The 24,734-nt window shown below is 44.2% G+C and carries 24 protein-coding genes; 22 read left to right on the top strand and 2 right to left on the bottom strand.

Going from position 1 to position 24,734, the window contains the following annotated elements; genetic code table 11:
- Window positions 1–931: 931 nt before the first annotated feature.
- The 5 genes from rpmH to mnmE all read left to right on the top strand — a co-directional run bounded on the left by rpmH (window position 932) and on the right by mnmE (window position 4,908).
- The gene (gene rpmH / locus ACYQ28_RS07705; RefSeq protein ID WP_460049260.1) at window positions 932–1,066 is read left to right on the top strand and encodes a 50S ribosomal protein L34; all 135 of its coding nucleotides are present in this window, start codon (window positions 932–934) and stop codon (window positions 1,064–1,066) included.
- A gap of 30 nt (window positions 1,067–1,096) precedes the next feature.
- Window positions 1,097–1,492 (top strand): ribonuclease P protein component, encoded by a 396-nt coding sequence (rnpA, locus tag ACYQ28_RS07700; RefSeq protein WP_460049258.1) that lies wholly within the window; start codon window positions 1,097–1,099, stop codon window positions 1,490–1,492.
- Entirely contained in the window at window positions 1,489–1,701 is a 213-nt protein-coding gene (gene yidD / locus ACYQ28_RS07695; protein ID WP_460049257.1) for a membrane protein insertion efficiency factor YidD, read from the top strand. Before rnpA ends, yidD begins: the two co-directional genes overlap by 4 nt.
- A 43-nt stretch (window positions 1,702–1,744) precedes the next feature.
- The gene (gene yidC / locus ACYQ28_RS07690; RefSeq protein ID WP_460049256.1) at window positions 1,745–3,436 is read left to right on the top strand and encodes a membrane protein insertase YidC; all 1,692 of its coding nucleotides are present in this window, start codon (window positions 1,745–1,747) and stop codon (window positions 3,434–3,436) included.
- Between the two features lie 80 nt (window positions 3,437–3,516).
- Window positions 3,517–4,908, top strand: coding sequence for a tRNA uridine-5-carboxymethylaminomethyl(34) synthesis GTPase MnmE (gene mnmE, locus ACYQ28_RS07685; RefSeq protein WP_460049254.1), 1,392 nt, complete (start codon window positions 3,517–3,519; stop codon window positions 4,906–4,908).
- A gap of 62 nt (window positions 4,909–4,970) precedes the next feature.
- Here mnmE and ACYQ28_RS07680 read toward each other — a convergent pair whose 3' ends face one another.
- The gene (locus ACYQ28_RS07680; protein WP_460049253.1) at window positions 4,971–5,159 is read right to left on the bottom strand and encodes a hypothetical protein; all 189 of its coding nucleotides are present in this window, start codon (window positions 5,157–5,159) and stop codon (window positions 4,971–4,973) included.
- Window positions 5,160–5,795: 636 nt separating this feature from the next.
- On the opposite strand from ACYQ28_RS07680, the gene mnmG reads away from it, so the two are divergent.
- The 16 genes from mnmG (at window position 5,796) to ACYQ28_RS07600 (ending at window position 22,867) form a co-directional block, all read left to right on the top strand.
- A complete protein-coding gene (gene mnmG / locus ACYQ28_RS07675) occupies window positions 5,796–7,706 on the top strand; it encodes a tRNA uridine-5-carboxymethylaminomethyl(34) synthesis enzyme MnmG (protein WP_460049251.1) in 1,911 nt (636 codons plus the stop codon).
- A gap of 10 nt (window positions 7,707–7,716) precedes the next feature.
- Window positions 7,717–8,361, top strand: a complete 645-nt coding sequence (rsmG, locus tag ACYQ28_RS07670) for a 16S rRNA (guanine(527)-N(7))-methyltransferase RsmG (RefSeq protein ID WP_460049250.1) — start codon at window positions 7,717–7,719, stop codon at window positions 8,359–8,361.
- A 238-nt stretch (window positions 8,362–8,599) separates the two neighbouring features.
- A complete protein-coding gene (locus tag ACYQ28_RS07665) occupies window positions 8,600–9,388 on the top strand; it encodes a ParA family protein (protein WP_460049249.1) in 789 nt (262 codons plus the stop codon).
- 50 nt (window positions 9,389–9,438) lie between these two features.
- Window positions 9,439–10,362: a ParB/RepB/Spo0J family partition protein gene (locus ACYQ28_RS07660; protein WP_460049248.1), complete on the top strand. Its 924-nt coding sequence runs from the start codon at window positions 9,439–9,441 to the stop codon at window positions 10,360–10,362.
- A 789-nt stretch (window positions 10,363–11,151) separates the two neighbouring features.
- The gene (locus tag ACYQ28_RS07655) at window positions 11,152–11,541 is read left to right on the top strand and encodes an ATP synthase subunit I (protein ID WP_460049247.1); all 390 of its coding nucleotides are present in this window, start codon (window positions 11,152–11,154) and stop codon (window positions 11,539–11,541) included.
- A 129-nt stretch (window positions 11,542–11,670) separates the two neighbouring features.
- Window positions 11,671–12,597: a F0F1 ATP synthase subunit A gene (gene atpB, locus ACYQ28_RS07650; protein ID WP_460049246.1), complete on the top strand. Its 927-nt coding sequence runs from the start codon at window positions 11,671–11,673 to the stop codon at window positions 12,595–12,597.
- 121 nt (window positions 12,598–12,718) lie between these two features.
- The gene (atpE, locus tag ACYQ28_RS07645; protein WP_345427073.1) at window positions 12,719–12,967 is read left to right on the top strand and encodes a F0F1 ATP synthase subunit C; all 249 of its coding nucleotides are present in this window, start codon (window positions 12,719–12,721) and stop codon (window positions 12,965–12,967) included.
- Window positions 12,968–13,017: 50 nt separating this feature from the next.
- Window positions 13,018–13,488 (top strand): F0F1 ATP synthase subunit B, encoded by a 471-nt coding sequence (locus tag ACYQ28_RS07640; protein ID WP_460049245.1) that lies wholly within the window; start codon window positions 13,018–13,020, stop codon window positions 13,486–13,488.
- A gap of 11 nt (window positions 13,489–13,499) precedes the next feature.
- Window positions 13,500–14,036, top strand: coding sequence for a F0F1 ATP synthase subunit delta (locus tag ACYQ28_RS07635; RefSeq protein ID WP_460049243.1), 537 nt, complete (start codon window positions 13,500–13,502; stop codon window positions 14,034–14,036).
- A gap of 21 nt (window positions 14,037–14,057) precedes the next feature.
- Window positions 14,058–15,602, top strand: a complete 1,545-nt coding sequence (atpA, locus tag ACYQ28_RS07630) for a F0F1 ATP synthase subunit alpha (protein ID WP_460049241.1) — start codon at window positions 14,058–14,060, stop codon at window positions 15,600–15,602.
- Between the two features lie 76 nt (window positions 15,603–15,678).
- Complete coding sequence (atpG, locus tag ACYQ28_RS07625; protein WP_460049239.1) at window positions 15,679–16,539, top strand: F0F1 ATP synthase subunit gamma; 861 nt, start codon at window positions 15,679–15,681, stop codon at window positions 16,537–16,539.
- A 56-nt stretch (window positions 16,540–16,595) separates the two neighbouring features.
- The gene (atpD, locus tag ACYQ28_RS07620; RefSeq protein WP_460049238.1) at window positions 16,596–17,975 is read left to right on the top strand and encodes a F0F1 ATP synthase subunit beta; all 1,380 of its coding nucleotides are present in this window, start codon (window positions 16,596–16,598) and stop codon (window positions 17,973–17,975) included.
- 84 nt (window positions 17,976–18,059) lie between these two features.
- The gene (locus tag ACYQ28_RS07615) at window positions 18,060–18,485 is read left to right on the top strand and encodes a F0F1 ATP synthase subunit epsilon (RefSeq protein WP_460049237.1); all 426 of its coding nucleotides are present in this window, start codon (window positions 18,060–18,062) and stop codon (window positions 18,483–18,485) included.
- Between the two features lie 248 nt (window positions 18,486–18,733).
- On the top strand, window positions 18,734–20,098 hold the full coding sequence (glmU, locus tag ACYQ28_RS07610) for a bifunctional UDP-N-acetylglucosamine diphosphorylase/glucosamine-1-phosphate N-acetyltransferase GlmU (RefSeq protein ID WP_460049236.1): 1,365 nt from the start codon (window positions 18,734–18,736) through the stop codon (window positions 20,096–20,098).
- A 48-nt stretch (window positions 20,099–20,146) separates the two neighbouring features.
- On the top strand, window positions 20,147–21,979 hold the full coding sequence (gene glmS, locus ACYQ28_RS07605; RefSeq protein ID WP_460049234.1) for a glutamine--fructose-6-phosphate transaminase (isomerizing): 1,833 nt from the start codon (window positions 20,147–20,149) through the stop codon (window positions 21,977–21,979).
- 267 nt (window positions 21,980–22,246) lie between these two features.
- Window positions 22,247–22,867: a LysE family translocator gene (locus ACYQ28_RS07600; RefSeq protein WP_460049232.1), complete on the top strand. Its 621-nt coding sequence runs from the start codon at window positions 22,247–22,249 to the stop codon at window positions 22,865–22,867.
- 119 nt (window positions 22,868–22,986) lie between these two features.
- Here the strand turns inward: ACYQ28_RS07600 and ACYQ28_RS07595 are convergent, their stop codons facing one another.
- The gene (locus ACYQ28_RS07595; RefSeq protein WP_460049231.1) at window positions 22,987–23,226 is read right to left on the bottom strand and encodes a hypothetical protein; all 240 of its coding nucleotides are present in this window, start codon (window positions 23,224–23,226) and stop codon (window positions 22,987–22,989) included.
- Between the two features lie 441 nt (window positions 23,227–23,667).
- Here ACYQ28_RS07595 and ACYQ28_RS07590 point away from each other — a divergent pair, with 441 nt between their 5' ends.
- The gene (locus tag ACYQ28_RS07590; protein WP_460049230.1) at window positions 23,668–24,669 is read left to right on the top strand and encodes a molybdopterin-dependent oxidoreductase; all 1,002 of its coding nucleotides are present in this window, start codon (window positions 23,668–23,670) and stop codon (window positions 24,667–24,669) included.
- Window positions 24,670–24,734 lie beyond the last annotated feature (65 nt).

The raw sequence follows: 24,734 nt of genomic DNA, 5'->3' as shown, positions 1-24,734 counted from the left end.
GTATCTATTGAAAAACACTGAATAAACCAAGCAGCAACGGTAAGCTTAACGAATTATGTTTATTGAACACTTCTTAACCAGATTGATAAGAAGCAAGGCAATTAAGCCTAGTAACGATTCACCCACAGTCCATTTTATGCATACTTGGTTATTAACAAACCCTCAGTCAGAAAAACATCCGAAAAACCTAACAACCATCGTCGATTTCTTTCTTTTTAAAACGTAAGAAATAAAGACCTGAAAACGCCAAGCCGGACACAACTGCCAAAACGAGCTATATCGACATACAAACCGCTCGGCAACAAAAGCCAAGACAGTGCCCTTCGGAAGGTATTTATCAACAGATTTAGCGAATTACGGGTAATTTTATCTACAAAACTGAGTAAGTCTGGATAACTTATGAATTATTCACATAATAAGAAAACTTAGGCACAGCCGACGCCTAAAATCTTAATAAAGTGCAAATATTAGATCAAATAAAATACAGTTATAAATCATTTATGGGAGAATTGTACCGTGAAAGAAAACACTTATCCACACTATTTTACGCGTTTTAAAACAACAATAACAACGAAAATCTTTATAAATCAGCGTATTAGCAATTAAAAAATAATATTCACAGGTGTGCGGTCGAGAAAAACCAAACTTATACACAGAAGACTGAATAAAACCTGTTGATAAGTTATGATCAAATTGTACGTAAACCCTAAAATGAAAAAAAAGCTATTTTTTGCGCTTTTATTATTGCCTTAATGCTTCAGTTTCCTTAAAATCCCGCCTCCTCGAAATTGAGCAAAAACAAATCAATGAAAGATCGCGTTGGTAAAAGCCAAAAGTGGTCTTTTTGTCTTTATATGATTTGTAAACGACCTATTCGTAGTGCTCAAAAAACTGCAACTTCTTATTAAGCTTTATTAATAGGTACTAACAAATGAAACGCACTTTTCAACCAAGCATTTTGAAACGCAAAAGAACCCACGGTTTCCGTGCACGTATGGCAACTAAAGGCGGTAGAAAAGTACTAGCGCGTCGCCGTTTGAAAGGCCGTAAGCAACTTGCTGCTTAATAAGTCTTAAGTATTCGCGGGTAAACTTGTTTGCCAGATTTCTCCAAGCAAGATAGGCTCCTAAGTGCCCGCGAATATCAACCGGTTTTTGATAAGCCGGACTTTCGAGTTTCACATCCTAATTTTCTTTTTCTGTGTCGTAGCAACGATGTAGAAAATGCCCGCCTAGGCTTAGTCATCGCGAAAAAAAACCTGCGATTAGCAAGCCAACGAAATCGTATAAAACGTCTTATTCGCGAATCTTTTCGACATCAAAAGCACCAATTAGGCAATTTGGATGTTATAGTGCTCGCCCGACGAAATCTGGAGACTCTCGACAATCCAGAAGTCGCAAAAATTTTGAATAAACTTTGGCGAAAAACCCAAACTAAGGCTTCTCCCAAAGCGCAGCAATCGGAACAATCCCCAGCGAGAGCTTGGTCATGAAACACTGCTTGATTTTCTTGGTAAAAATTTATCGATTTTTATTGAGCCCGTGGCTCGGAAATCAATGCCGTTTTGAACCAACCTGCTCGGTATACTGCATCGAATCTCTCGAAAAGCACGGCAGTTTAAAAGGTAGCTGGTTAACCGCCAAGCGCCTCGTAAAATGCAATCCTTACCACCCAGGCGGTATCGATCGGGTTCCAGATTAAACACACCTTTATTATCAGTAATTTCACTGCACGGCTTATATAGATGGACTGGCAAAGAGCAACGATTTTAGCCGCAATACTGGCGGTCTCTCTCCTACTGATCAGAGAATGGGTTGATTTTAACAACCGTCCACAATTGGTAGAGGCAACTTCTGAACAAAGCTTCGATTCAACCACGACGACGGACTTCAATACCGAATCCGTGTCATCGGAAAGCGGCTTCCCTCAAGTAGAAGACCAAGAAAGCTCTATTCCGCAAATACCGAGCGATAACGAAACCAAGCCTGCGCTTAGTACCGAAAATGAATTGCGCTTTATTACCGTAAAAACCGATACCTTAAACGTCACCATCAATCCACACGGTGGCGATATCATCGCGTTGAGCCTGGCGGATCATTTACGAGATCTGGATTCGGACGAGCCGCTGGTTTTACTGGAACAAAACAAGAAGGCTTTATACATCGCCCAAAGTGGTTTGATCGGCAAAAATGGCACCGATTTTAGCGATACTAACCGCCCCATATTTAGCGTCGCGCAGACCGAATATCAACTAGCCGACGATAACGATACCCTAAACGTTGATCTTAACTATCAACAAGGTGACGTTGCCATCACCAAACGGTTCTCGTTCCAACGCGGCGAACACCTCATTGGTGTTGAATACATCATTAACAACCAATCTTCCGAAAATTGGTCGGGCATATTTTTTGGTCAGATAAAACGTGATGGTCAAAAGCCGGAAGTAAAAGGCGGCGCAGGATTTGGTGTGCAACCTTACTGGGGCGCAGCGATAACCACCCCCGATGACAAATATAAGAAACTCGATTTCGGTGATATCGCCGAAGACGAATTCGAAGTTGAACAAACCGGTGGCTGGGTGGCTATGGTTCAGCACTACTTCATCAGTGCTTGGATTCCACCGCAAGAAAGCAAAAACGTCTTTAATCTTAAAGAAGTTAAAGATGCCTACCTGCTGACGTTCAGAACATCCAAATTTTTCGTACCGGCCGGTGAAAAGCACGCCGTTAAGGCACAGTTTTATGCCGGTCCAAAAGATATTGACCGTCTTGAGAAAATTTCTCCTTATCTCGATCTAACCGTGGATTACGGCTGGTTGTGGTGGATTGCTAAGCCGCTGTTCCACATTCTCCAGTTCATTCATTCTGTGGTAGCAAGCTGGGGCTGGTCGATCATCCTATTGACCGTGTTGATCAAAGCCATTTTCTACGTACCCAGTGCAATTGGTTTTAGATCCATGGCAAAAATGCGCAAGCTCGGCCCGAAAATGGCCGAACTTAAAGAGCGCTATGGTGAAGATCGACAAAAAATGTCTGCGGAGTTGATGAAAATCTACCGTAAAGAAGGCGTAAACCCAATGACCGGGTGCTTACCGATTCTTATCCAGATGCCGGTGTTCTTGTCTCTTTATTGGGTACTGCTCGAAAGCGTGCAGTTACGTCATACTCCGTTTTTAGGTTATATCGATGACCTATCGGTCATGGACCCGTACTTTATCTTGCCGATCATCATGGGCGTTACCATGTTGATCCAACAGAAATTGCAACCGGCACCTGCCGATCCAATGCAAGCGCGAGTCATGCAGTTTTTACCGATCATGTTCACGGTGATGTTTATTTTCTTCCCAGCTGGCTTGGTTCTTTACTGGGTTGTAAACAACAGTTTATCAATTTTGCAGCAATGGATTATCACCCGTAAAATTGATGCAGAAGGCTAAACAGCAATCTAAGATAAGTTTGAAGAAAGGCGCCTTAAGGGCGCCTTTTTGTTATATCACTCGAGTCAGTGCGAATACCCATGGCTAAACTACTCCATTCCGATCAAGACACCATTGCCGCCATTGCCACAGCCCCCGGACGAGCTGGCATTAGCGTCATTCGCATCTCTGGAAATCAAGCCCTGACCATCGCCCAAACGCTCACCGCCAAGCCACTAAAACCGCGTTACGCAACCCTAGCAGAGCTTCGCAACCAAAACGGAAAACTACTCGACGAAGCCATAGTTATCTACTACCCCGCACCACATTCATTTACCGGAGAACACGTCGTAGAACTCCAAGGCCACGGTGGACATGTGCTTATCAACCGATTGTTGCAAGAGGTTGTACGACTTGGAGCAAGAATTGCGGCACCGGGTGAGTTTTCTCAACGAGCGTTTTTAAACGATAAAATCGACCTCACCCAAGCCGAAGCCATAGCGGATCTAATCGATGCAGGCTCGGAAGCCGCCGCAGACAATGCCTTGATGTCTTTGCAAGGTAGGTTTAAGAAACACATCGAACAACTCTTGCAACAAATTATTGAAATTAGAGTGTATGTAGAAGCGGCTATTGATTTCCCAGAAGAGGAAATCGATTTCTTAAGCGACGGCAAGGTAGAACGAGCCCTTGAAGCAATCATTGAGCAGCTGATCAGTACCGAAAACAAAGCTCAACAAGGAGCTATTTTGAAAGAAGGAATTCGCGTGGTAATCGCCGGACGTCCAAACGCGGGCAAATCCAGCTTACTGAATGCGTTATCGGAGCGGGAATCAGCAATTGTTACCGACATAGCCGGCACCACCAGAGACGTCTTACACGAAACCATTCAGATCGATGGCCTTCCCATCCAAATAACCGACACGGCAGGCATTCGCGATACGGAAGATCCTGTGGAAAAAATTGGCGTGGCCCGCGCTAAACAAGAGCTAGAAAAAGCCCAAGTAGTATTGGTATTGCTGGACTCGAAACTATTATCGATTAGCGAAGGCAATCTAGAGCAAATCTGCAATCAAGAGCTGCAACATCTGGGTTTGACCGAGTTAGCATCCGATAAACTCTGCTTTATTGTGAACAAAATCGATCTAACCACGCTCCCCGAAGGCAGATTGTCTAAACAAAGACACATATTTGCTTTATCGGCGAAAACAGAAACCGGCCTATCGACCCTAAAAACCTTCTTAAAGGAGAAAGCTGGTTATCAACAGGCCCAAGAAGGTTTGTTTACCGCCCGAGCCAGACATTTAAATGCCCTTGCCAGGGCTAAAGAATCTGTGCTGCAAGCGCTGCAACAACTGCGACTCTATAACGCCGGAGAACTGGTCGCCGAAGATCTGCGCAGTGCCCAAGAACAATTGGGAGAAATTACCGGTGAATTCAGTAATGACGACCTCCTCGGAGAAATTTTTTCAAGCTTTTGCATCGGCAAATAACATCACTTCCCATTCAAAAAACCCTTCAGCAAGAAATCTTGGTTACTGATTATTACTCACGTCTAAGTAACCGAGTTCGCCCTCGCCAAGTCATGCGCCTTGATACCCACTCGCGCTTTCAACCGAATATCCTCTAGATTACTTAGCAACGAGATCACTTCGTAAAATCTAACGCTCAATAAACCGCCAAAGACTCGATCAAATACCGTAAAAACACCTACCGAATATCGAGAAAGCGATATTTTTTTCAAAACAATCCAGAAAACTTTTCAAAACAACCTAAAAAACTCAATCGAAAACCTTACTTTCATCTCCACAATCTATACATATGCACTAAAAAAGCACATGAGATTCACTCAATAAACTCAAGTTATTCACAGCTTATAGATAATGTTATGCCTTGCGAAATTGTTATCAACAATTACACACAGACTTATCAACAAAAGTATTCGCAAAAACGGTAAGCGGTATCGATACATTAAGTAGAACTGGCATAACAGGCGTAAAACTTCAGGATAATCCTCAAAAGCATCCCCAATTTAAGGGTATGAATCCCATCGAGACCAGAATCAGGAGAATTCTCTGACAGCTAATTAGCACGTAAAACCGCTGTAAAACAACAACTTCTCTACAACCTTGAAATTTACCTAAGAAATTGATTTTATTAACTTTTATACCAGTTATACCCAGAAAACTGTACAGCTAATTACATAAACAAAAACAATCCTATATATCTCTATATATAAGTATAAATTATTCATAATTCATTTAATTTGAGAGTGAATTTATTTTTGGTGATGAATTGACCAACGCAAACATCTCTATATAATTGCGCCCCCTTTCCTTGAGTCTGCCCCTATCAGTGGGTGAAGATGTAGGTATTCCCAATGTCAGAACACAGTCAACACGCGCACAAGCGCTACCAAGTTATTGTTATCGGTGGTGGTCACGCCGGAACCGAAGCCTGCTTAGCAGCAGCGCGCATGGGTTGCCCAACTTTGTTGTTAACGCACAATGTTGAAACCTTGGGGCAAATGTCCTGTAACCCGGCCATCGGCGGCATCGGCAAGAGTCATCTGGTAAAAGAAATTGATGCCCTAGGTGGCGCCATGGCCAAGGCAACCGATCTTGCCGGTATTCAATTTCGGGTACTCAATGCCCGCAAAGGTCCAGCGGTAAGAGCGACCCGTGCCCAAGCAGACCGCATACTGTACAAGGCCGCCATTCGCAATATTCTTGAGAACCAAGCCAATCTCGATATCTTTCAACAGGCCGCTGAAGACCTGATTCTTGACGGCGACAAGGTTGTTGGTGTTGTTACGCAAATGGGCGTGAAGTTTTACGCCGATGCAGTTGTTCTGACCGCGGGTACCTTCCTCGGCGGTAAAATTCATATCGGTCTAGAAAATTACAGCGGTGGTCGTGCTGGAGATCCGCCATCCATCGGTTTAGCCAATCGTTTACGAGAATTGCCGATCAGCGTTGATCGACTAAAAACGGGAACTCCGCCAAGGATTGACGCAAAAAGTGTTAATTTCGAAGGCTTAGAAGAGCAATGGGGCGATAACCCAGCGCCGGTGATGTCGTTCATGGGTAATCAAGCCCAGCATCCCCAACAAATTTGCTGCTGGATTACACACACTAATGAGCGTACTCACGACATTATCCGCTCAGGCTTCGACCGATCGCCCATGTTTACCGGTGTTATCGAAGGTGTAGGGCCGCGCTACTGTCCGTCCATTGAAGATAAAATCAATCGCTTTGCCGATAAAAGCTCACATCAGATTTTCATTGAGCCAGAAGGCTTAACTACCCATGAGCTTTATCCTAACGGTATTTCTACCAGCCTGCCCTATGACATCCAAGAACAAGCGGTACGCTCCATCAAGGGCTTTGAAAACGCACATATCATGCGTCCGGGTTATGCCATCGAATACGATTTCTTTGATCCGAGAGAGCTGAAATACAATCTCGAAAACCGCTACATTCACGGATTATTCTTTGCCGGGCAAATCAACGGTACCACCGGTTACGAAGAAGCTGCCGCGCAAGGTCTATTGGCTGGTGCTAACGCCGCGCTGGCCGTTACTGGCCGAGAGCCTTGGTGTCCAAGGCGCGACGAAGCCTACATGGGCGTGATGATGGACGACCTGATCAGTCTTGGTACTCGTGAGCCTTACCGCATGTTTACCAGCCGCGCGGAATATCGACTGCTGCTGCGCGAAGATAATGCCGATATTCGGTTGACCGAAATTGGTCGCAAGTTAGGGCTTGTTGATGATCACCGCTGGCAGGTCTTTAGCGACAAACGCGAGCAGGTTGAACGCGAGCAACAACGTATTAAAACCACTTGGATTCAAGCTGGCAGCGACGAAGCAAAAACCATAGAAACTAAACTGCCATCGCCCCTAACCCGTGAATACAGCTTGTTGGATCTTTTGAAACGTCCTGAACTAACCTACGACGATATCGCCGATCTCAAAGGTCAAGGCGCCGTGGACGAGCAAGTACGTGAACAAGTAGAAATTGCGGCAAAGTATTCCGGTTATATCGAACGCCAAAGCCAAGATATCGAGCGTTTGCGTCAACATGAAAACACCTTGATTCCGTCTGACTTCGATTATTCCATCGTGCAAGGGCTTTCTAACGAATTAAAACAAAAGCTCAGTGATGCAAAACCCGAAACCTTGGCAAGAGCATCGCGTCTACCGGGCATTACACCGGCGGCCATTTCGCTGATATTGATATACTTGAAAAAACGTGGCGCCTTACAAAAAGCAAATTTGAGCGAAGCGTAAATTCGAACCTATGTCTGACTTAGCAAACAAACTGAGTGTCCTGATCGATCGTCTAGCGCTGCCAATTACCGACGAGCAATTGGCAATGCTCGTGCAATACGTGGAGCTGTTTCACAAGTGGAACAAAGCCTATAACCTTTCTGCGATTCGCGATCTAGAAGGCATCGTTCATCGTCACATTATCGACAGCTTATCCATCTGCACGCTTTTGCCTAAAACCGAGCAATACCACATCATTGATGTGGGTACAGGCGGCGGTTTACCGGGAATTCCTCTGGCGATTATGAATCCCGGCTGGCAAGTGAGTTTGCTCGATAGCAACGGTAAGAAAACCCGCTTTCTAACCCAAGTGAAAATCGAACTTGGACTTACCAATGTGTCGGTCTTTAACGAACGAGTCGAAAAACACCAACCCACGCAGCCCTTAAATGCTGTCATCAGTCGCGCATTTGCCAGCCTTAAAGATATGATCGAAGGTTGCCAAACGCTTTTAGATGACAAGGGCGTTTTTTGGGCAATGAAAGGCGTTTATCCTGAGCAGGAAATCGCTGAAATGCCCGCGGGTTTTGTAGTTAAAGAAAGCTTCAGTATTCACCTCCCCGACGACGACGCGAGCCGCCATCTGCTGGTGATCACTAAAAACTCAACAGAATAAGTCGAGAGGAACGATCTAACGGCGAGGAATAGTCGCGCGAAATGCTGAGAATTTAGAGTAATTTTCAGCAAATTGGTGTTAATCTACGGCGCTTAAATATCTGTAAGTTGGTTGCTGAATCCATCACGCTAAAGCCTTCTCAGTCATGTACAATTTCCCAGATAACTTCGCCCGGAACTTTTGCGAGTTGTATAGGGCAACATTCTAATTCGAACCGAACCAGTCACAGGTGATCAATTTGAATCGCGTTTTCGCCATTACCAATCAAAAAGGCGGCGTAGGTAAAACCACTACTTGCGTAAATTTGGCGGCGTCGTTGGATGCCACCAAGAAACGAACACTTCTGGTCGATCTAGATCCCCAGGGCAACGCCACCATGGGTTCGGGCGTACAAAAAAATGAGCTGGAAGTATCGATCTACGACGTTATTACCGATCAGGCCAACATTAACGAAGCCATCGTCAAGAGCCAAGCTGGTTACGACGTTTTGCCAGCCAACGGTGATCTAACCGCCGCAGAAGTTGAACTGCTGAGCCTAGATAATCGCGAGCAAAAACTACGTAATGCCCTGAGCGTGGTGAAAAATCAGTACGAATATATTCTTATCGATTGTCCACCGTCACTGAACATGCTTACCGTCAATGCCCTAGCGGCCTGTGACGGTGTCATTATTCCAATGCAATGCGAGTACTACGCACTGGAAGGGCTTTCGGCGCTAATAAGCACAGTTAAGCAAATTCAAGAATTTATTAACCCTAAGCTGTATATCGAGGGGATCTTACGTACCATGTACGATCCGCGTAACAGTTTAACCAACGATGTTTCGTCGCAACTATCCGAGCACTTTGGTGAACGTCTATATCGTACCTGCATACCAAGAAATGTTCGTCTTGCCGAGGCCCCAAGTTATGGTCTGCCGGTATTGGCCTACGATCGACAATCAAAAGGCGCCATTGCATACCTAGCTCTCGCCGGCGAAATGCTCCGTCGGCACGCCTCTAGCGAAGCCTCAGCTCAGGCGTCTTAATAAATCAGTACACTCCGTTAACGCAATCTATTAGGCAACAATCAAGAACTATGGCAGCAAAACGAAAAGGTCTGGGCCGTGGGCTGGACGCATTATTGGGCGGAATGTCCACCAGCGAAAAATCAGCAGAAAGTGTCAGCGCTGCAATCGAGGCGGTAACCTCCTCCGATCCAGGTCCAGAAGGTAGATTCGTTGAGTTACCGGTAGAGTTTATTCAGCGCGGTAAGTATCAACCCCGACGCGATATGAATCCCGAAGCGTTGCAAGAACTAGCGGATTCGATAAAAGCTCAAGGTGTCATGCAACCGATCGTAGTGCGCCCGGTTGGTAACGATAAGTACGAAATCATCGCCGGTGAAAGACGCTGGCGCGCTACTCAGCTCGCACAAATTGCGAAAGTTCCGGCCATTATTCGTGATGTCGCCGATGATGCAGCCATCGCCATGGCATTGATTGAGAATATTCAACGCGAAGATCTCAATCCCATGGAAGAAGCTATGTCGTTAAAACGACTGCAAGATGAATTTGAGTTGACTCACCAAGAAGTTGCTCAGGCCGTGGGTAAATCCAGAACGACTGTCACCAATTTGTTACGACTTCTAGCATTGAGTGACGAAGTAAAGCGCATGCTCGAAAACGGCGACATAGAAATGGGTCATGCACGCTGTTTATTAACATTGAACTACGCTGAGCAAAAAGACGTTGCCAGCCAAGTTATTGGCCGCGGACTGTCGGTACGACAAACCGAAGCTTTGGTTAGAAAGCTTCAAGAAGAAACCGTAAAACCCAAGCCAAAAAACCAAATTACTCCAGATTTACACAAGCTTGAGGAAGGACTTTCCGAAAAAATAGGCGTGCCCGTAAACGTAGTGCATTCGGCAAAAGGCGCAGGAAAGCTTGTGCTCAAGTACAATAACCTCGATGAACTCGATGGAATTCTTGCTCACCTTGGCTTTAATCAAAACGACGACTGACACCATTTTTTTTGATTTTCACCGACCAATCTAACATTCCCTTCGCGAATTTAATCGAATAATTCGCAGGTGTAAGAGTAACCGCTTTTACACCTCATGAGGTTTCGATTTATGCCCATTCAATGTTACCGATATTACCTGAGATGGTTAAAAAACTTCCAAATTGATCGAGTTGTGTAACCGATATCAAAGATTTTCGAGCAAAAGCTGTGCAGAGAATTCAGAAAAAATAGCCTTTTGGGTGACTGTTGCACGGCTATAAAGCAGAAAAAATGACATAAAATTGCCAAATTTTCGTCAAATTTGGGCATGTTTTTAATACAGATATGTCGTGTATTTCAACGTATAAAGTAAAACTTAATAATCGTTCAATATTTACTTGATTAATTTCAAAATAATAGATCACGTGTCATAAAAATTTAGAAACCCTTATATAAAAATCATTCTAAAGATAGTAACCACTTGCTATCAAAAAAAATCCGGGCCGAACTTAATCGCTGAGAAGACTTTTTTTATTACAATTATTAATAAAGGTTTGGAAAATTACCCTTTCTAATACTTTAATATATCTACCAACTTTGGTGGGATTATCCGGAAGCTTTGTTGAACCGCGCCCAATTTATCCCTATAATTCGCACCGCTCTTAACCCAGTGGTGAAAAGCACAAATTTAGGGCGTGTTTTAAGGGTTAAGTGGTAAAAAATTAACGTCAGATTTACGAATGCTGACCATCCGGTTCTTAAATAACTTGCGGTTTTATTGACAAAAACCCAACGCATTAGATGTTTTATGAATCGAGGCAGTATCCAAAGACCACCAGTTTTTAAAGCAAGCTTTATTCAGCTTATTTTACTGGTTGCAACCACCGTTTTAGCTTATTTGCTCAGTAGCAAAGTTATCGCATATTCGATATTGCTAGGTGGATTGCTCGTCGTTTTGCCGAATGTTTATTTCGCCTTCTACGCGTTTCGCTTTATGGGCTCGCGTCAGGTTGGTAGTGCCTTACACAGTATTTATAGAGGTGAGATGGGGAAATTTACTCTCACTCTCGTTGGGTTTGCGCTGGTGTTTTTGCTCGTCAAGCCATTACACAGCCAGGCTCTGTTCAGTGCCTTTGTTGTCACAACTGTTATTCATTGGATAACTACCTCCAAGTTGGTAGTCGCGCCACGATCGTGAGTCGCTTGATCATGAATAAAAGTAGCTGAGGCAACCCACTGAACCCCTGAATTTTCCATGGAACTCTTTCAAGGATAGAAAATTCTTCAGGGAAAACAGAATTTTTTACTTTTTAGGTGTGAGATTAACATGGCAAGCGAAGCTCAAGATTCGACTGGATATATCCAGCACCATCTTCAAAACCTTACCTACGGTAAGCTACCTGCCGGCTTTGAACGTCACGACGAACATGGTCAGGTTCACGTTTTAGAATACTCAGAATGGACTTTCGCACACAGTAGCGAAGAAGCCACCGCTATGGGTTTTAACGCAATTCACGTTGATACTCTTGGTTGGTCTATTGTTCTAGGTGCTCTATTTATCTTTATTTTTTCTCGTGTTGCTGCCAAAGCTACCATTGGTAAGCCAACGGGTTTACAGAGCTTTGTTGAGCTTGTTGTAAGCTTTGTAAATAACACCGTAGAAGACATTTTCCATTATAAAAATCGCATGATTGCCCCTATGGCTTTGACCATTTTCTCGTGGGTATTCATGATGAATTTAATGGACCTTATCCCTGTGGATTGGTTGCCTGTTGCCGCTGCAAAAGTTACTGGTAATGAGCATCTTTTCTTTAAAGTCGTTCCAACAACAGATCCAAACGCAACCCTAGGTATGGCGCTGACCGTATTTGCTTTGATGATTTTCTTTAGCATCAAAGAAAAAGGTTTGATGGGTTTTATCAAGGAATTGACGCTACACCCATTCCACTCTGGAAAAATCTATATCGATATTTTCTTAATCCCAATTAACCTGATTTTGGAAACCGTATCTCTAATCGCCAAACCAATTTCTCTGGGTCTGCGATTGTTCGGAAACCTATACGCCGGTGAAATGATTTTCATCCTAATCGCGCTAATGTTTGGTGCCGGTTTGGTATTAGGCATATTTGGTGGCGTGTTGCAGTGGGCATGGGCGGTATTCCATATCTTGGTTATCACTCTTCAAGCGTTCGTGTTCATGGTATTGACCACTGTATATATGGCAATGGCACACGATACCGGCGAAAACCACTAAGTTAAGACCATCAGATTTATATCATCTCGATGCCAAGCGGCGCTTGCAGCATCGAGATAGCAGCAATAACGATTTCAGTTTTACATTTTTCAATTTAAAAACTTAAAAGTAGGAGAAAACAATGGAAGCTTTAGGTTTAGTTTACGTAGCGGCAGCTCTATTGATCGGTTTAGGTGCTTTAGGCACTGCGATCGGTTTCGGTTCTTTAGGCGGTAAATTGCTTGAAGGTTCTGCTCGTCAACCAGAACAAGGCCCAGCACTTCAAGGTAAAATGTTCCTTATGGCAGGTTTATTGGATGCGGTTCCAATGATCGGTGTTGGTATCGGCATGTACCTTATCTTCGTAGTTGCACCTGGTTTGGCTGGTTAATGGCCAATTTTGCTTAAAACCTTTCATCCATTAAGCAAAGAGGTGTTGGTATGAATATCAACTTAACACTCATCGGTCAGTCGATTACTTTCCTCATTTTCATAGCATTTTGTTGGAAGTACGTTTGGCCGGCGTTGATCAAAGTTATGAAAGACCGCGAAGATAAAATCGCCGCCGGTCTTGAAGCTGCTGACCGTGCAGACAAAGATTTGGAGCTTGCTCAGAAAGAAGCTGCGAAGAAATTGCACGAAGCAAAAGAACAAGCTGCTTCGATTCTTGATCAAGCAAACAAGCGCGCTAATCAAATTGTTGATGAAGCTAAGCAACAAGCTACTGCCGAAGCTGGTCGTATTAAGACCGCCGCTGAAGCAGAAGTTGAGCAAATGGTTAACCGTGCGAAAGAAGAATTGCGCGGAAAAGTTGCTGCTCTGGCGATTGCCGGCGCTGAAAAAGTGTTGCAAGCAAACATCAACGAGGCCGCTAACACCGAATTGGTGAACAAGTTGGCCGCTGAACTATAAGCGAGGAGATTATGGCTGAACTTACGACTCTTGCCCGTCCCTACGCGAAAGCTGCTTTTGAATTTGCAAAAGAAGCTAAAGCGTTAGACAAGTGGGCAGAAATGTTGTCGGTTGCAGCTGCAGTATCGCAGTCCGATACCGTAGCCAAATTGCTGGCTTCTCCCACGCAAACAGCAGCGCAAAAAGGCGAAGCTTTTGTCGGTGTTTGTGGCGATGCCATCGACGACAAAGGTCAAAACTTTATCCGCAATCTGGCGGCGAACAAACGTCTTGGATTACTTCCGTTTATTTCGGAGCTGTTCGAAGCATTTAAAGCGCAATTAGAAAAGTCAGTTGATGTTGACGTTTCTAGCGCCTTCGAATTGCCACAAGCAACCCTAGATAAGTTGGCGCAAGCATTAAAAACCAACCTTGGTCGCGAAGTAAAAGTACAAGGTATGGTGGATCCGAGCCTGATTGGCGGTGTGTTAATTCGCGCCGGTGATACAGTTATCGATCAATCCATCAAAGGTCGGCTTGCCAAACTCGCCGAAGCAATGAACGCCTAATTCATTAGGGTAGGAACTAGCATGCAGCAACTGAACCCTTCAGAAATCAGTGAAATCATCAAGAGTCGTATCGAAACTCTTGATGTTAAAACCGAAGCCCAAAACGAAGGCACGGTAGTATCGGTAACCGACGGTATCATTCGTATTCACGGTCTTGCGGAAGCAATGTACGGTGAAATGATTGAGTTTGAAGGTGGTGTTTATGGTTTGGCACTTAACCTTGAGCGAGATTCCGTTGGTGCGGTAATTCTTGGTGACTACCAAGGCGTTGCCGAAGGACAAACGTGTAAATGTACCGGCCGTATTCTAGAAGTACCGGTTGGTAACGAAGTATTAGGTCGCGTTGTTGACGCATTGGGTAACCCAATCGACGGCAAAGGCCCACTAAATACTAAAATGACCGACGCGATTGAGAAAATCGCTCCGGGTGTAATCGCTCGTCAAAGTGTTGACCAACCTGTTCAATTGGGTTTGAAAGCCGTTGATGCGATGGTACCGGTAGGTCGTGGTCAGCGTGAGTTGATCATTGGTGACCGTCAAACAGGTAAAACCGCTATTGCTGTTGACGCCATCATCAACCAAAAAAATACTGGCATTAAATGTATTTACGTTGCTGTTGGTCAAAAAGCATCTTCTGTTGCCGCCGTTGTGCGTAAACTGGAAGAGCACGGCGCAATGGCTCACACCATTGTTGTTGCTGCTACCGCTTCTGATCCAGCATCCATGCAGTTCTTGGCGCCTTTCGCCGGCTGTACTATGGGTGAATACTTCCGCGATCGCGGTGAAGACGCATTGATCATTTATGATGACTTAACCAAGCAAGCTTGGGCTTATCGTCAAATTTCATTGCTACTTCGTCGTCCTCCAGGTCGTGAAGCTTACCCTGGTGACGTTTTCTATTTGCACTCACGCTTACTTGAGCGTGCGTCTCGTGTAAACGCCGACTACGTTGAGAAATTCACCAATGGTGAAGTGAAAGGTAAAACCGGTTCTCTAACCGCGTTACCAATCATCGAAACCCAAGCGGGTGACGTATCTGCGTTCGTACCAACCAACGTGATCTCAATTACCGATGGTCAGATCTTCTTAGAAACTGACTTGTTCAACTCAGGTGTTCGTCCTGCGATGAACGCTGGTATTTCGGTATCTCGTGTGGGTGGTGCTGCACAGACCAAAATTATCAAAAAGCTTTCTGGTGGTATCCGTACTGCTCTTGCGCAATATCGTGAATTGGCGGCGTTCTCTCAGTTCGCTTCTGACCTTGATGAAGCGACAAAAGCCCAGCTTGACCACGGTGAGCGCGTAACCGAGTTAATGAAGCAGAAGCAATTCCAACCTCTTTCTACTGCTGAAATGGGTGTGTTGTTGTACGCGGCTAACGAAGGTTACTTGAAGGATGTAGCTGTTGCGAAGATTGGTTCTTTCGAATCTGCTCTACTTGCTTATATGGCATCTGAGCACGGCGAATTGATGAGCCAAATCGTTGCGTCTGGTAATTACGACGACAATATCGCGGCGACCTTCAAAGCAGCTATCGAAAGCTTTAAAGCAACCCAAACCTGGTAATCATCAGGCCAGGAGCTGCTGCTTGAGTTCGCTTGAGCAGCAGTGGTAATTCATAAATACGATTCGAGGGCCAGTTATGGCAGTCGGAAAAGAGATACGCACACAAATTGCCAGTATTAAAGGCACGCAAAAAATTACTTCTGCAATGGAAATGGTTGCGGCGAGTAAAATGCGTAAAGCTCAAGATCGTATGGAAACTGGTAAACCCTACGCCCAGCGCATGCGAGCTGTAGTTGGTCACTTGGCAAATGCCAATCCCGAATACAAGCACATGTACATGGTAGAGCGTGAGGCGAAGCGAGTTGGTTACATTATTGTTTCCAGTGATCGAGGCCTTTGTGGTGGCTTAAATATTAACGTCTTTAAAAAAGCGATCCTGTCTAGCAAAGAATGGGCAGATAAAGGCGTAGCTGTTGATCTTGCATTGATTGGTGCAAAAGCAAGCGGCTTCTTCAAAAGTGTTGGCGGTAACGTGGTTGCGAGAATTCGCGATCTAGGTGAAGCGCCAAGCATCGCAGATCTAATTGGTAGCGTTAAAGTCATGTTGGATGCTTATTCCGACGGAAAGATTGACCGCCTATATTTGGTTGGCAACGAGTTTGTAAACACAATGGTACAAAAACCATTTGTAAGCCAACTACTACCGTTAGAACCCGAAGAAAACGAAGAGCTAAAACACCACTGGGATTACATCTACGAACCAGATGCTGAGGAGCTACTTGACGGACTTTTGACTCGTTATGTTGAGTCTCAGGTTTATCAGGCCGTTGTCGAAAACGCAGCTTGTGAGCAAGCGGCACGTATGATCGCAATGAAAAATGCGACCGACAACGCGGGTGATCTTATCGAAGGTTTACAGCTTGTGTACAACAAAGCGCGTCAAGCTGCGATCACTCAAGAGCTTTCAGAGATTGTTGGTGGTGCGGCTGCGGTTTAACCCAGCGAGCCCAAATAAACGCTTTTTTAATTTCAAATTTTTAAGAGGAATCGGAAATGAGTAGCGGACGCATTGTGCAGATCATCGGTGCCGTTATCGACGTTGAATTTCCACGCGATTCCGTACCTAAAGTATACGACGCATTAACTGTTGCAAATAAAGGTTTAACCTTAGAAGTACAGCAACAGCTAGGTGACGGTGTGGTACGTACAATCGCCATGGGTTCGTCCGAAGGTGTTAGCCGTGGTCTTGCAGTTGAGAACACGCACGCACCAGTTTCTGTACCAGTTGGTATCGAAACACTTGGTCGAATCATGGATGTTCTAGGCAACCCAATCGACGAAGCCGGTGAAATTGGCGAAAAAGAACGTATGCCAATTCACCGTAAAGCGCCAGCCTATGACGAGCTTGCAGCTTCAACGGAATTGCTAGAAACAGGTATCAAAGTTATCGACCTAGTTTGTCCATTCGCCAAGGGTGGTAAAGTAGGTTTGTTCGGTGGTGCTGGTGTTGGTAAAACCGTAAACATGATGGAATTGATCAACAACATCGCCAAAGAGCACAGCGGTTTGTCTGTATTCGCCGGTGTTGGTGAGCGTACTCGTGAAGGTAACGACTTCTACTACGAGATGAAAGAGTCCAACGTATTGGGCAAGGTTGCGATGGTTTACGGCCAGATGAATGAGCCTCCAGGCAACCGTCTTCGCGTAGCTTTGACCGGTCTTACCATGGCGGAAAAATTCCGTGACGAAGGTAAAGATGTACTGTTGTTCGTTGATAACATCTACCGTTACACCCTAGCGGGAACCGAAGTATCGGCTCTTCTAGGTCGTATGCCTTCTGCGGTAGGTTACCAGCCAACTCTTGCAGAAGAGATGGGTGTACTTCAAGAACGTATTACTTCTACCAAAACTGGATCAATTACCTCGGTTCAAGCCGTATACGTTCCTGCGGATGACTTGACTGACCCAAGCCCTGCAACCACGTTTGCTCACTTGGATTCAACCGTTGTATTGTCTCGTGACATCGCTGCTAAAGGTATCTACCCTGCGGTTGACCCACTAGATTCTACATCTCGTCAGTTAGATCCTTTGATCATCGGTAATGAGCACTACGAAACTGCCCGTGGTGTGCAAACTGTTCTTCAACGCTATAAAGAGTTGAAAGACATTATTGCCATCTTGGGTATGGATGAGCTTTCTGAAGAAGATAAGCAAATCGTTGTTCGTGCACGTAAAATCGAGCGTTTCTTGTCACAACCTTTCCACGTGGCAGAAGTGTTCACCGGTGCACCTGGTAAATACGTAACACTAAAAGAAACTATTCGTGGTTTTAAAGGCATTCTTGCGGGTGAATTCGATAACTTGCCAGAACAAGCTTTCTACATGGTAGGTTCTATCGACGAAGCAATCGAAAAAGCGAACAAAATGAAGTAATCCGCAAGGGTTACTTCTAGCTTTTAAGATAGTTTAACTCGGCGTCGAATTTTCGGCGCCCTGCTACCACCAAGAGGCGATACAATGGCTATGACCGTGCATTGCGACATAGTTAGTGCTGAAGACTCAATCTTTTCAGGTCTTGTAGAGATGATCGTTGCTGCTGGCAGCGAAGGTGATGTGGGAATTGGTTACGGCCACGCCCCATTGCTTACTGCTCTCAAACCTGGACCTATTCGTGTCATCAAGCAAGGCGGTGAAGAAGAGATTTATTATATTTCCGGCGGCTACTTAGAAGTACAGCCCTCGGTAATGATTGTCTTAGCTGACACAGCCGTGCGAGCCGAAGATCTTGACGAAGCAAAAGCTTTGCAAGCCAAAAAAGATGCTGAAGCTGCATTAAGCACTCAGTCTTCTGAGTTGGACTATTCTTTAGCCACCGCACAACTTGCAGAAGCGGCAGCGCAACTTCGCACACTTCAAGCAATTCGTAAAAATCTAGGTCATTAATAAGTACACACTTATTTTTGACTAAAAATACGAATTCTTTAAAAGGCAGTTTTTACTGCCTTTTTGTATTTCTGGTAAACAATACTTATTTAAAACCCAATCACTATAAGCACTTTTTCGATACAATCTCACCTAATCAAACCAATAACGATTCAATTTAGTATCTGCCAAAGCTTGATGATTTTACAGCCAACGTTCAAAACCAGGCATAATCACACCTTCTCACCTTCAAAGAAAAGACCCGCTTTATGATCGACGTTATCGTACTTGCTGCCGGTAAAGGCACCCGCATGAAATCTTCATTACCAAAGGTATTAAATACCATTGGTGGCAAATCCATGGTGGAGCATGTAATCGATAGCGCTTCTTTCATAAATAACGCCAGAGTTCATTTGGTGGTCGGCCATCAAGCTGACAAGCTTAAAGAAGCCTTGTCGCATCGAGAAATCAACTTTGTTGAACAGGCTCAGCAACTGGGTACCGGCCACGCCGTACAAATGGCATTGCCCGATATTCAACCTTGGGGTGTAAGCTTGATTTTATACGGTGACGTTCCGCTAATTTCCGCCTCCACGCTTCAACAACTTATCAAACTTGTCGATGAAACCAGCCTAGCTCTGCTAACTGTTCATATGGAAGACCCAACAGGTTATGGGCGCATTGTGCGTGATCGAGATGACAACGCCATCGCAATTGTTGAACACAAAGATGCCGACGCAGGCCAGCTTGCCATTCACGAAATCAACACCGGTATCATGGCGGTCAATAACGAAGACCTAGTCAAATATTTGCCCAAACTCGAAAACAACAATCGGCAAGGTGAATATTACCTCACCGACCTTATTGCCATGGCGGTTGCAGACGGTAAAAATATCCGCACAGTTGAGCCGGATTCACCAGAAGAGGTGCTTGGAGTGAATACTCGCTTACAACAAGCGGAGCTCGAGCGCTATTATCAATACAACCAAGCGCAAAAACTGTTGGAATCAGGCACGCACCTACTTGACCCTAATCGCATTGATGTGCGCGGAGAACTGGTCTGCGACGATGGTGTAAGTATCGACGCGAATTGTATATTTGAAGGCAAGGTTACCTTAGGCGAAAACACGGTTATTGAATCAAACTGTGTCATTAAAAATGCGGTTATCGGTAAAGGCGTAGTGATTAAGGCGTTTTCTCATCTCGAAGACGTAGTCATCAACGATGGCTGTGACGTTGGCCCCTACGCACGTTTACGCCCCGGCACCGAGTTGGCCAATGGCGCAAAAATTGGCAACTTTGTTGAGGTTAAGAAATCAAAAATCGGCATTGGCAGCAAGGTGAATCATCTAAGCTACATTGGCGATGCCGAAATCGGCGAAGGCACTAACATTGGTGCCGGAACCATCACCTGTAACTACGACGGTGTGAACAAGCATCTCACCAAAATCGGTGATGATGTCTTTGTGGGATCAAATACAGCTTTGGTGGCACCCGTTGAAATCGAAAGTGGCAGCACAATTGGTGCTGGATCAACCATCACCAAAAGCGTACCTAAAGACCAGCTCGCGTTAACACGTCCAGAACAGGTACACAAATCGTCTTGGGTACGACCGACGAAAAAAAAATCGTAACTTAATTCATAAAATGTCGATAAAAAAGACGAACTACTCGGAATAACTATGTGTGGAATTGTCGGCGCCATCGCCAACCGAACGATAAATGCAATTTTGATTGAAGGTCTACGTCGCCTTGAATATCGTGGTTATGATTCAGCCGGTGTTGGCTTAATCAATAAAGAAAGCCAAGCGCTGGAATTGTGTAAATCGGTAGGCAAGGTCCAAGAACTTGCCGACAAATTAGAAAATACTCGCCAGCAAGGTAATGTAGGTATTGCTCATACTCGTTGGGCGACCCACGGCAAACCTACAGAAGTAAACGCGCACCCACATAGAAGTCACGATATTGCCATAGTTCACAACGGCATCATTGAAAACTACCAAGAGCTCAGAAAAACCTTACGCGCAGAAGGTTATGAATTCATAAGTCAAACCGACTCAGAAGTTGTTGCACATCTTATTCACTATCACAAACAAACCAGCGCAAGCTTATTAGAAGCCATTCAAAAAACCATTACAGAACTTAAAGGCGCCTATGGTCTTGCTTGTATCAGTGAACAAGATGTAGATAACCTGTACGTAGCTCGTCAAGACAGTCCATTAGTCATTGGCGTTGGTATTGATGAAAACTACGTGGCATCTGATCCGTTAGCGCTTCGTCAAGTGACCGATCGCTTTGTATATCTTGAAGATGGCGAAGTTGCGCGAGTATCCACAACCGGTTATGAAATCTTTAATAAAGAAGGTAAAGCCGTAGAACGCGACATTGAAATCAGTCGAGACACGGTTGAGTCTGTTGATAAAGGAGCCTACCGTCACTACATGCTCAAAGAAATTTTTGAGCAGCCTAAAGCGTTAAAAAATACGTTGCTTGGCCGCGTTGGTAATCAAACCGTTTTTGAAGAAAGCTTTGGTTCTGAAGCCACCACCATCTTTGATCAAGTAAAACAGGTGCAAATAGTTGCCTGTGGTACCAGCTACCATGCCGGATTTGTCGCTAAATATTGGTTTGAAGACTGGGCGGGAATTCCCTGCAACGTCGAAGTTGCCAGCGAATTTAGATATCGAAACCCCGTCGTGCAAGATAACACCCTATTTGTGACCATCTCACAATCGGGTCAAACCGCAGATACCTTAGCAGCACTGAGTGAAGCTAAAGACGCCAACTATTTAGCGACTCTCGCCATTTGTAACGTCGCCGCTAGCCAATTGGTTCGTCAGTCCGATCTTGCTTTCATCACTCAGGCAGGCGTTGAAATCGGCGTTGCCTCCACAAAAGCTTTCACCACTCAGCTAATCGGTTTGCAGTTGTTGGTTATTGCCCTGGGCAGACGCGCGCGCCTAAGTGCAGAGCGCGAAAAACAATTGGTGTCTAACCTAACGGATATTCCGGTTTTCTGTGCCGCAGTATTGCAACTCAACAACACCATCGCCACCATCAGTAAACATTTTACCGAAAAACATCACTGCTTATTTTTAGGTCGCGGCGTGCAATACCCCATTGCACTAGAAGGCGCATTAAAAATAAAAGAGATTTCATACATTCATGCAGAGGCTTATCCGTCTGGTGAGCTAAAACACGGGCCGTTAGCCTTGGTTGATAGCGACATGCCGGTTATTGCCGTAGCGCCCAGCGGCGATTTATTGGAAAAAATTAAATCCAATTTAGAAGAAGTTGCCGCTCGCGGCGGCAAGTTGTACGTATTCGCCGATGAAAATGCCGGATTCCGAAACGACGAGCAAACCACAGTAATTAACATTCCTCACTGCCCACAAAGCATTGCACCGATCATCTACACCCTGCCCTTACAGTTACTGGCTTATCATGTCGCTGTAAATAAAGGCACCGATGTAGACCAGCCACGTAATTTGGCTAAGTCTGTTACTGTGGAATAAAAGCTATTTGGATTAATCCGGTATGAATTAATCCAAAATTAAGCCTTGCGTTATGATGATGGAAATCCTTGAATAAATATTCAGGGATTTCTTCACTTATTGCATCAAAGAAAAATGAATACACACTAATCTTCAAAAAATTCTCTATTAAAAACACCTTAACGCTCTCGCAATAAACTACCGTTTTTTATCGATTAACCTAATCAAAAATCTGACAATTACCGCCTTTTATTCGTCTTGAGTATCTCTGATTTCGAGTAGTTTTAAATGAACCTAGCATTACTGAGTGTATTTATTCCCACCATTTTATTTATATCCATCACGCCGGGTATGTGCATGACCCTAGCGCTGAGTTTGGGTATGAGCATTGGTTACCGCAAAACCCTATGGATGATGTTAGGTGAAGTCATTGGTGTGGGTATTGTTGCGATAACTGCGGTGCTGGGTGTGTCGTCGGTAATGTTGAATTATCCGTGGCTATTCACAGGTTTAAAAATTGTTGGCGCCCTATACCTATTTTATTTGGGTGTATCCATGTGGCGATCTAAAGGTCGTTTAGCGCTCAGCGATTCACCAGAAAATATAAATACAAACGCAAATTGGAATTTAATTACCCAAGGATTCTTAACCGCCATTGCCAACCCAAAAGGCTGGGCATTTATGGTGTCTCTATTACCGCCGTTTATCGATATCAATAAATCCATGACGCAACAATTAATGGTAATAGTGGGCATTATTATGGTGTCGGAATTTTTATGCATGAGCTTATACGCAACCGGCGGCAAAGCGTTAAAAAGAGTTTTAGGTCATTCCGAAAATGTGCGTCTGATAAATAGAATATCTGGCAGTTTAATGGTGGGTGTAGGTGTTTGGTTGTTAATGAGTTAGATAACATCGCCTCGTAAAACTATAATTCATTACAAAATTAGGAGTTTAGAGTTTTCAAGAGACGTATATTGTTTTGAAGGATTCGTTATAGGCTTTTTGTAATTTATTTAGGATATTAATTAAGAGAGATCGTGCTCGTCGATTTCTTTATCTAATTCTTCCTTAGTTACATAGCGCTTTATTATTTGGCCATTTTCATCGAGGCGTTCAAAAACGAATCGGCCTGTAGCTATTTCTTCTGAAAGTATCTCTAAACCGGCTTCTAAACTTTCACGCGCAGCTTCTTGACCGGCCTGGGCGGCTAGTTCGCAAATTTCTTCTAAGCTCACTTCTGTAATGTCGCGTTTTTTGTCCGTCATACTTCTCTCCACATTTTTCAATTTACTTTTAATTTTGGGGCTATGAACTCTAACGTTACAGGTAGTAGTTTGTGTGAGCTAGGTCATAGTATTGTTATTGTTTAAAGACTGATTGGTTATGAGAGAACTATGTTTAAATCGCTGATATTTATAGAATTTTATGGTTATAAATCTCACATCTCGTCAGATAATAGAATAGGAAACTATGATTAACTTAGAGTTTCTCGCGACACAAGGATGTGTCGCCAATTTCAAGAACAGTAAGTGATTGAAATTGTGAAGAAATTGGAAATCGCATTTTCAATTTCTATCCTCTGATTAAATCAGAGATGAGTTAATCAGAGGTTCCAATATGTATTACAGGTTACACACGGTAATACGTCATTTAGGCAAATTACTCCGAGCTAACGATAACTTTATACAATCCGGTACTTTTCTTTTATGAGCCAGCTTCCCCCCCGCCAGCAAATCACCGAGAAATTCCCCGTTGTGGGTGAAAGCAGTCCCGGTTTTGAGTTAACGCACGATAACTGGCAGTTGCAGATTACGGGTTTGGTGGATTCCCCGTTAACCTTATCTTGGCAGGATTATTTGAAGCTTGGTCATCAGACTTGGCATTTTGATATTCACTGTGTAACGCGCTGGAGTAAGTTGGGTAACAGTTTCACCGGAGTAGCACTGAAAGATGTGTTGGCCTTGGCGGGTGTGCAATCGGAGGCGAAATTTGTGCAATTTATCGCCTATTCGGATCGTGATCACGACACCAGTTTACCGCTAGATGTTTGCCTTAACGACGATGTTTTGATCATTCACGAGGTCAACAACGAGCCGCTGTCAGCGGAGCACGGTTTTCCGGTACGTACCTTTGCGCCGTCTAAATATTTCTACAAAAGCTTAAAATGGTTGAAAGAAATTCGTTTAATTAAAGAAGATCAACTGGGTTTTTGGGAGCGAGGTGGTTACCACAATAACGCCGATTTTGTGAAAGAAGAGCGTTATGTCTCCGGTAATTTAACCGAAAAAGAATTATCGAGGTTGCGTGAAACCAAGAATTTTTCTCGCTTTAAAGATCAGGTGTTAATTTCCTTAGACCTATCGAACTTAGACTTCTCGGGAGCGGACTTAAGCGGCGTACAACTCAAAAACTGCAATTTGGATGGCTGTAATTTCGAAGCGGCTAATTTGGTAAAAGCGAACTTATCTAATTCATCGGTGCTTAACGCTAATCTCAAAAACGCCAATCTTGAAGGTGCAGATTTAGATGGTGTGTTGTTTATGGGTTCGGACTTGACCGGTGCTAATTTAAATTTCACTTTTTTGAACGCAACGGAGTTCACAAGGGAAGGTTTTGATCCTGCATCTGTAAAAAATATTCAATTTGATAACGCCGTCATCAATGGGTTGGTTGCAAAACAATTAGAATTCTTGGTCAAGCAAGGGTAGATTGCCGGTTTTCTGAATTTGGGCAGTTTTAATAAGATGCATCTGGTTTGTTGTTTATTGATGAG

The organism is Sessilibacter sp. MAH1, from assembly GCF_054658315.1.
This window is presented reverse-complemented; position numbering and strand designations above follow the sequence as displayed.

What these genes read in the sequence shown, in the direction of transcription:
- rpmH (WP_460049260.1), top strand. Translation starts at nt 932, where the DNA reads ATGAAACGCACTTTTCAACCAAGCATTTTGAAACGCAAAAGAACCCAC.
- yidD (WP_460049257.1), top strand. Translation starts at nt 1,489, where the DNA reads ATGAAACACTGCTTGATTTTCTTGGTAAAAATTTATCGATTTTTATTG.
- yidC (WP_460049256.1), top strand. Translation starts at nt 1,745, where the DNA reads ATGGACTGGCAAAGAGCAACGATTTTAGCCGCAATACTGGCGGTCTCT.
- mnmE (WP_460049254.1), top strand. Translation starts at nt 3,517, where the DNA reads ATGGCTAAACTACTCCATTCCGATCAAGACACCATTGCCGCCATTGCC.
- mnmG (WP_460049251.1), top strand. Translation starts at nt 5,796, where the DNA reads ATGTCAGAACACAGTCAACACGCGCACAAGCGCTACCAAGTTATTGTT.
- rsmG (WP_460049250.1), top strand. Translation starts at nt 7,717, where the DNA reads ATGTCTGACTTAGCAAACAAACTGAGTGTCCTGATCGATCGTCTAGCG.
- ACYQ28_RS07660 (WP_460049248.1), top strand. Translation starts at nt 9,439, where the DNA reads ATGGCAGCAAAACGAAAAGGTCTGGGCCGTGGGCTGGACGCATTATTG.
- ACYQ28_RS07655 (WP_460049247.1), top strand. Translation starts at nt 11,152, where the DNA reads ATGAATCGAGGCAGTATCCAAAGACCACCAGTTTTTAAAGCAAGCTTT.
- atpB (WP_460049246.1), top strand. Translation starts at nt 11,671, where the DNA reads ATGGCAAGCGAAGCTCAAGATTCGACTGGATATATCCAGCACCATCTT.
- atpE (WP_345427073.1), top strand. Translation starts at nt 12,719, where the DNA reads ATGGAAGCTTTAGGTTTAGTTTACGTAGCGGCAGCTCTATTGATCGGT.
- ACYQ28_RS07640 (WP_460049245.1), top strand. Translation starts at nt 13,018, where the DNA reads ATGAATATCAACTTAACACTCATCGGTCAGTCGATTACTTTCCTCATT.
- ACYQ28_RS07635 (WP_460049243.1), top strand. Translation starts at nt 13,500, where the DNA reads ATGGCTGAACTTACGACTCTTGCCCGTCCCTACGCGAAAGCTGCTTTT.
- atpA (WP_460049241.1), top strand. Translation starts at nt 14,058, where the DNA reads ATGCAGCAACTGAACCCTTCAGAAATCAGTGAAATCATCAAGAGTCGT.
- atpG (WP_460049239.1), top strand. Translation starts at nt 15,679, where the DNA reads ATGGCAGTCGGAAAAGAGATACGCACACAAATTGCCAGTATTAAAGGC.
- atpD (WP_460049238.1), top strand. Translation starts at nt 16,596, where the DNA reads ATGAGTAGCGGACGCATTGTGCAGATCATCGGTGCCGTTATCGACGTT.
- ACYQ28_RS07615 (WP_460049237.1), top strand. Translation starts at nt 18,060, where the DNA reads ATGGCTATGACCGTGCATTGCGACATAGTTAGTGCTGAAGACTCAATC.
- glmU (WP_460049236.1), top strand. Translation starts at nt 18,734, where the DNA reads ATGATCGACGTTATCGTACTTGCTGCCGGTAAAGGCACCCGCATGAAA.
- glmS (WP_460049234.1), top strand. Translation starts at nt 20,147, where the DNA reads ATGTGTGGAATTGTCGGCGCCATCGCCAACCGAACGATAAATGCAATT.
- ACYQ28_RS07600 (WP_460049232.1), top strand. Translation starts at nt 22,247, where the DNA reads ATGAACCTAGCATTACTGAGTGTATTTATTCCCACCATTTTATTTATA.
- ACYQ28_RS07595 (WP_460049231.1), bottom strand. Translation starts at nt 23,226, where the DNA reads ATGACGGACAAAAAACGCGACATTACAGAAGTGAGCTTAGAAGAAATT.
- ACYQ28_RS07590 (WP_460049230.1), top strand. Translation starts at nt 23,668, where the DNA reads ATGAGCCAGCTTCCCCCCCGCCAGCAAATCACCGAGAAATTCCCCGTT.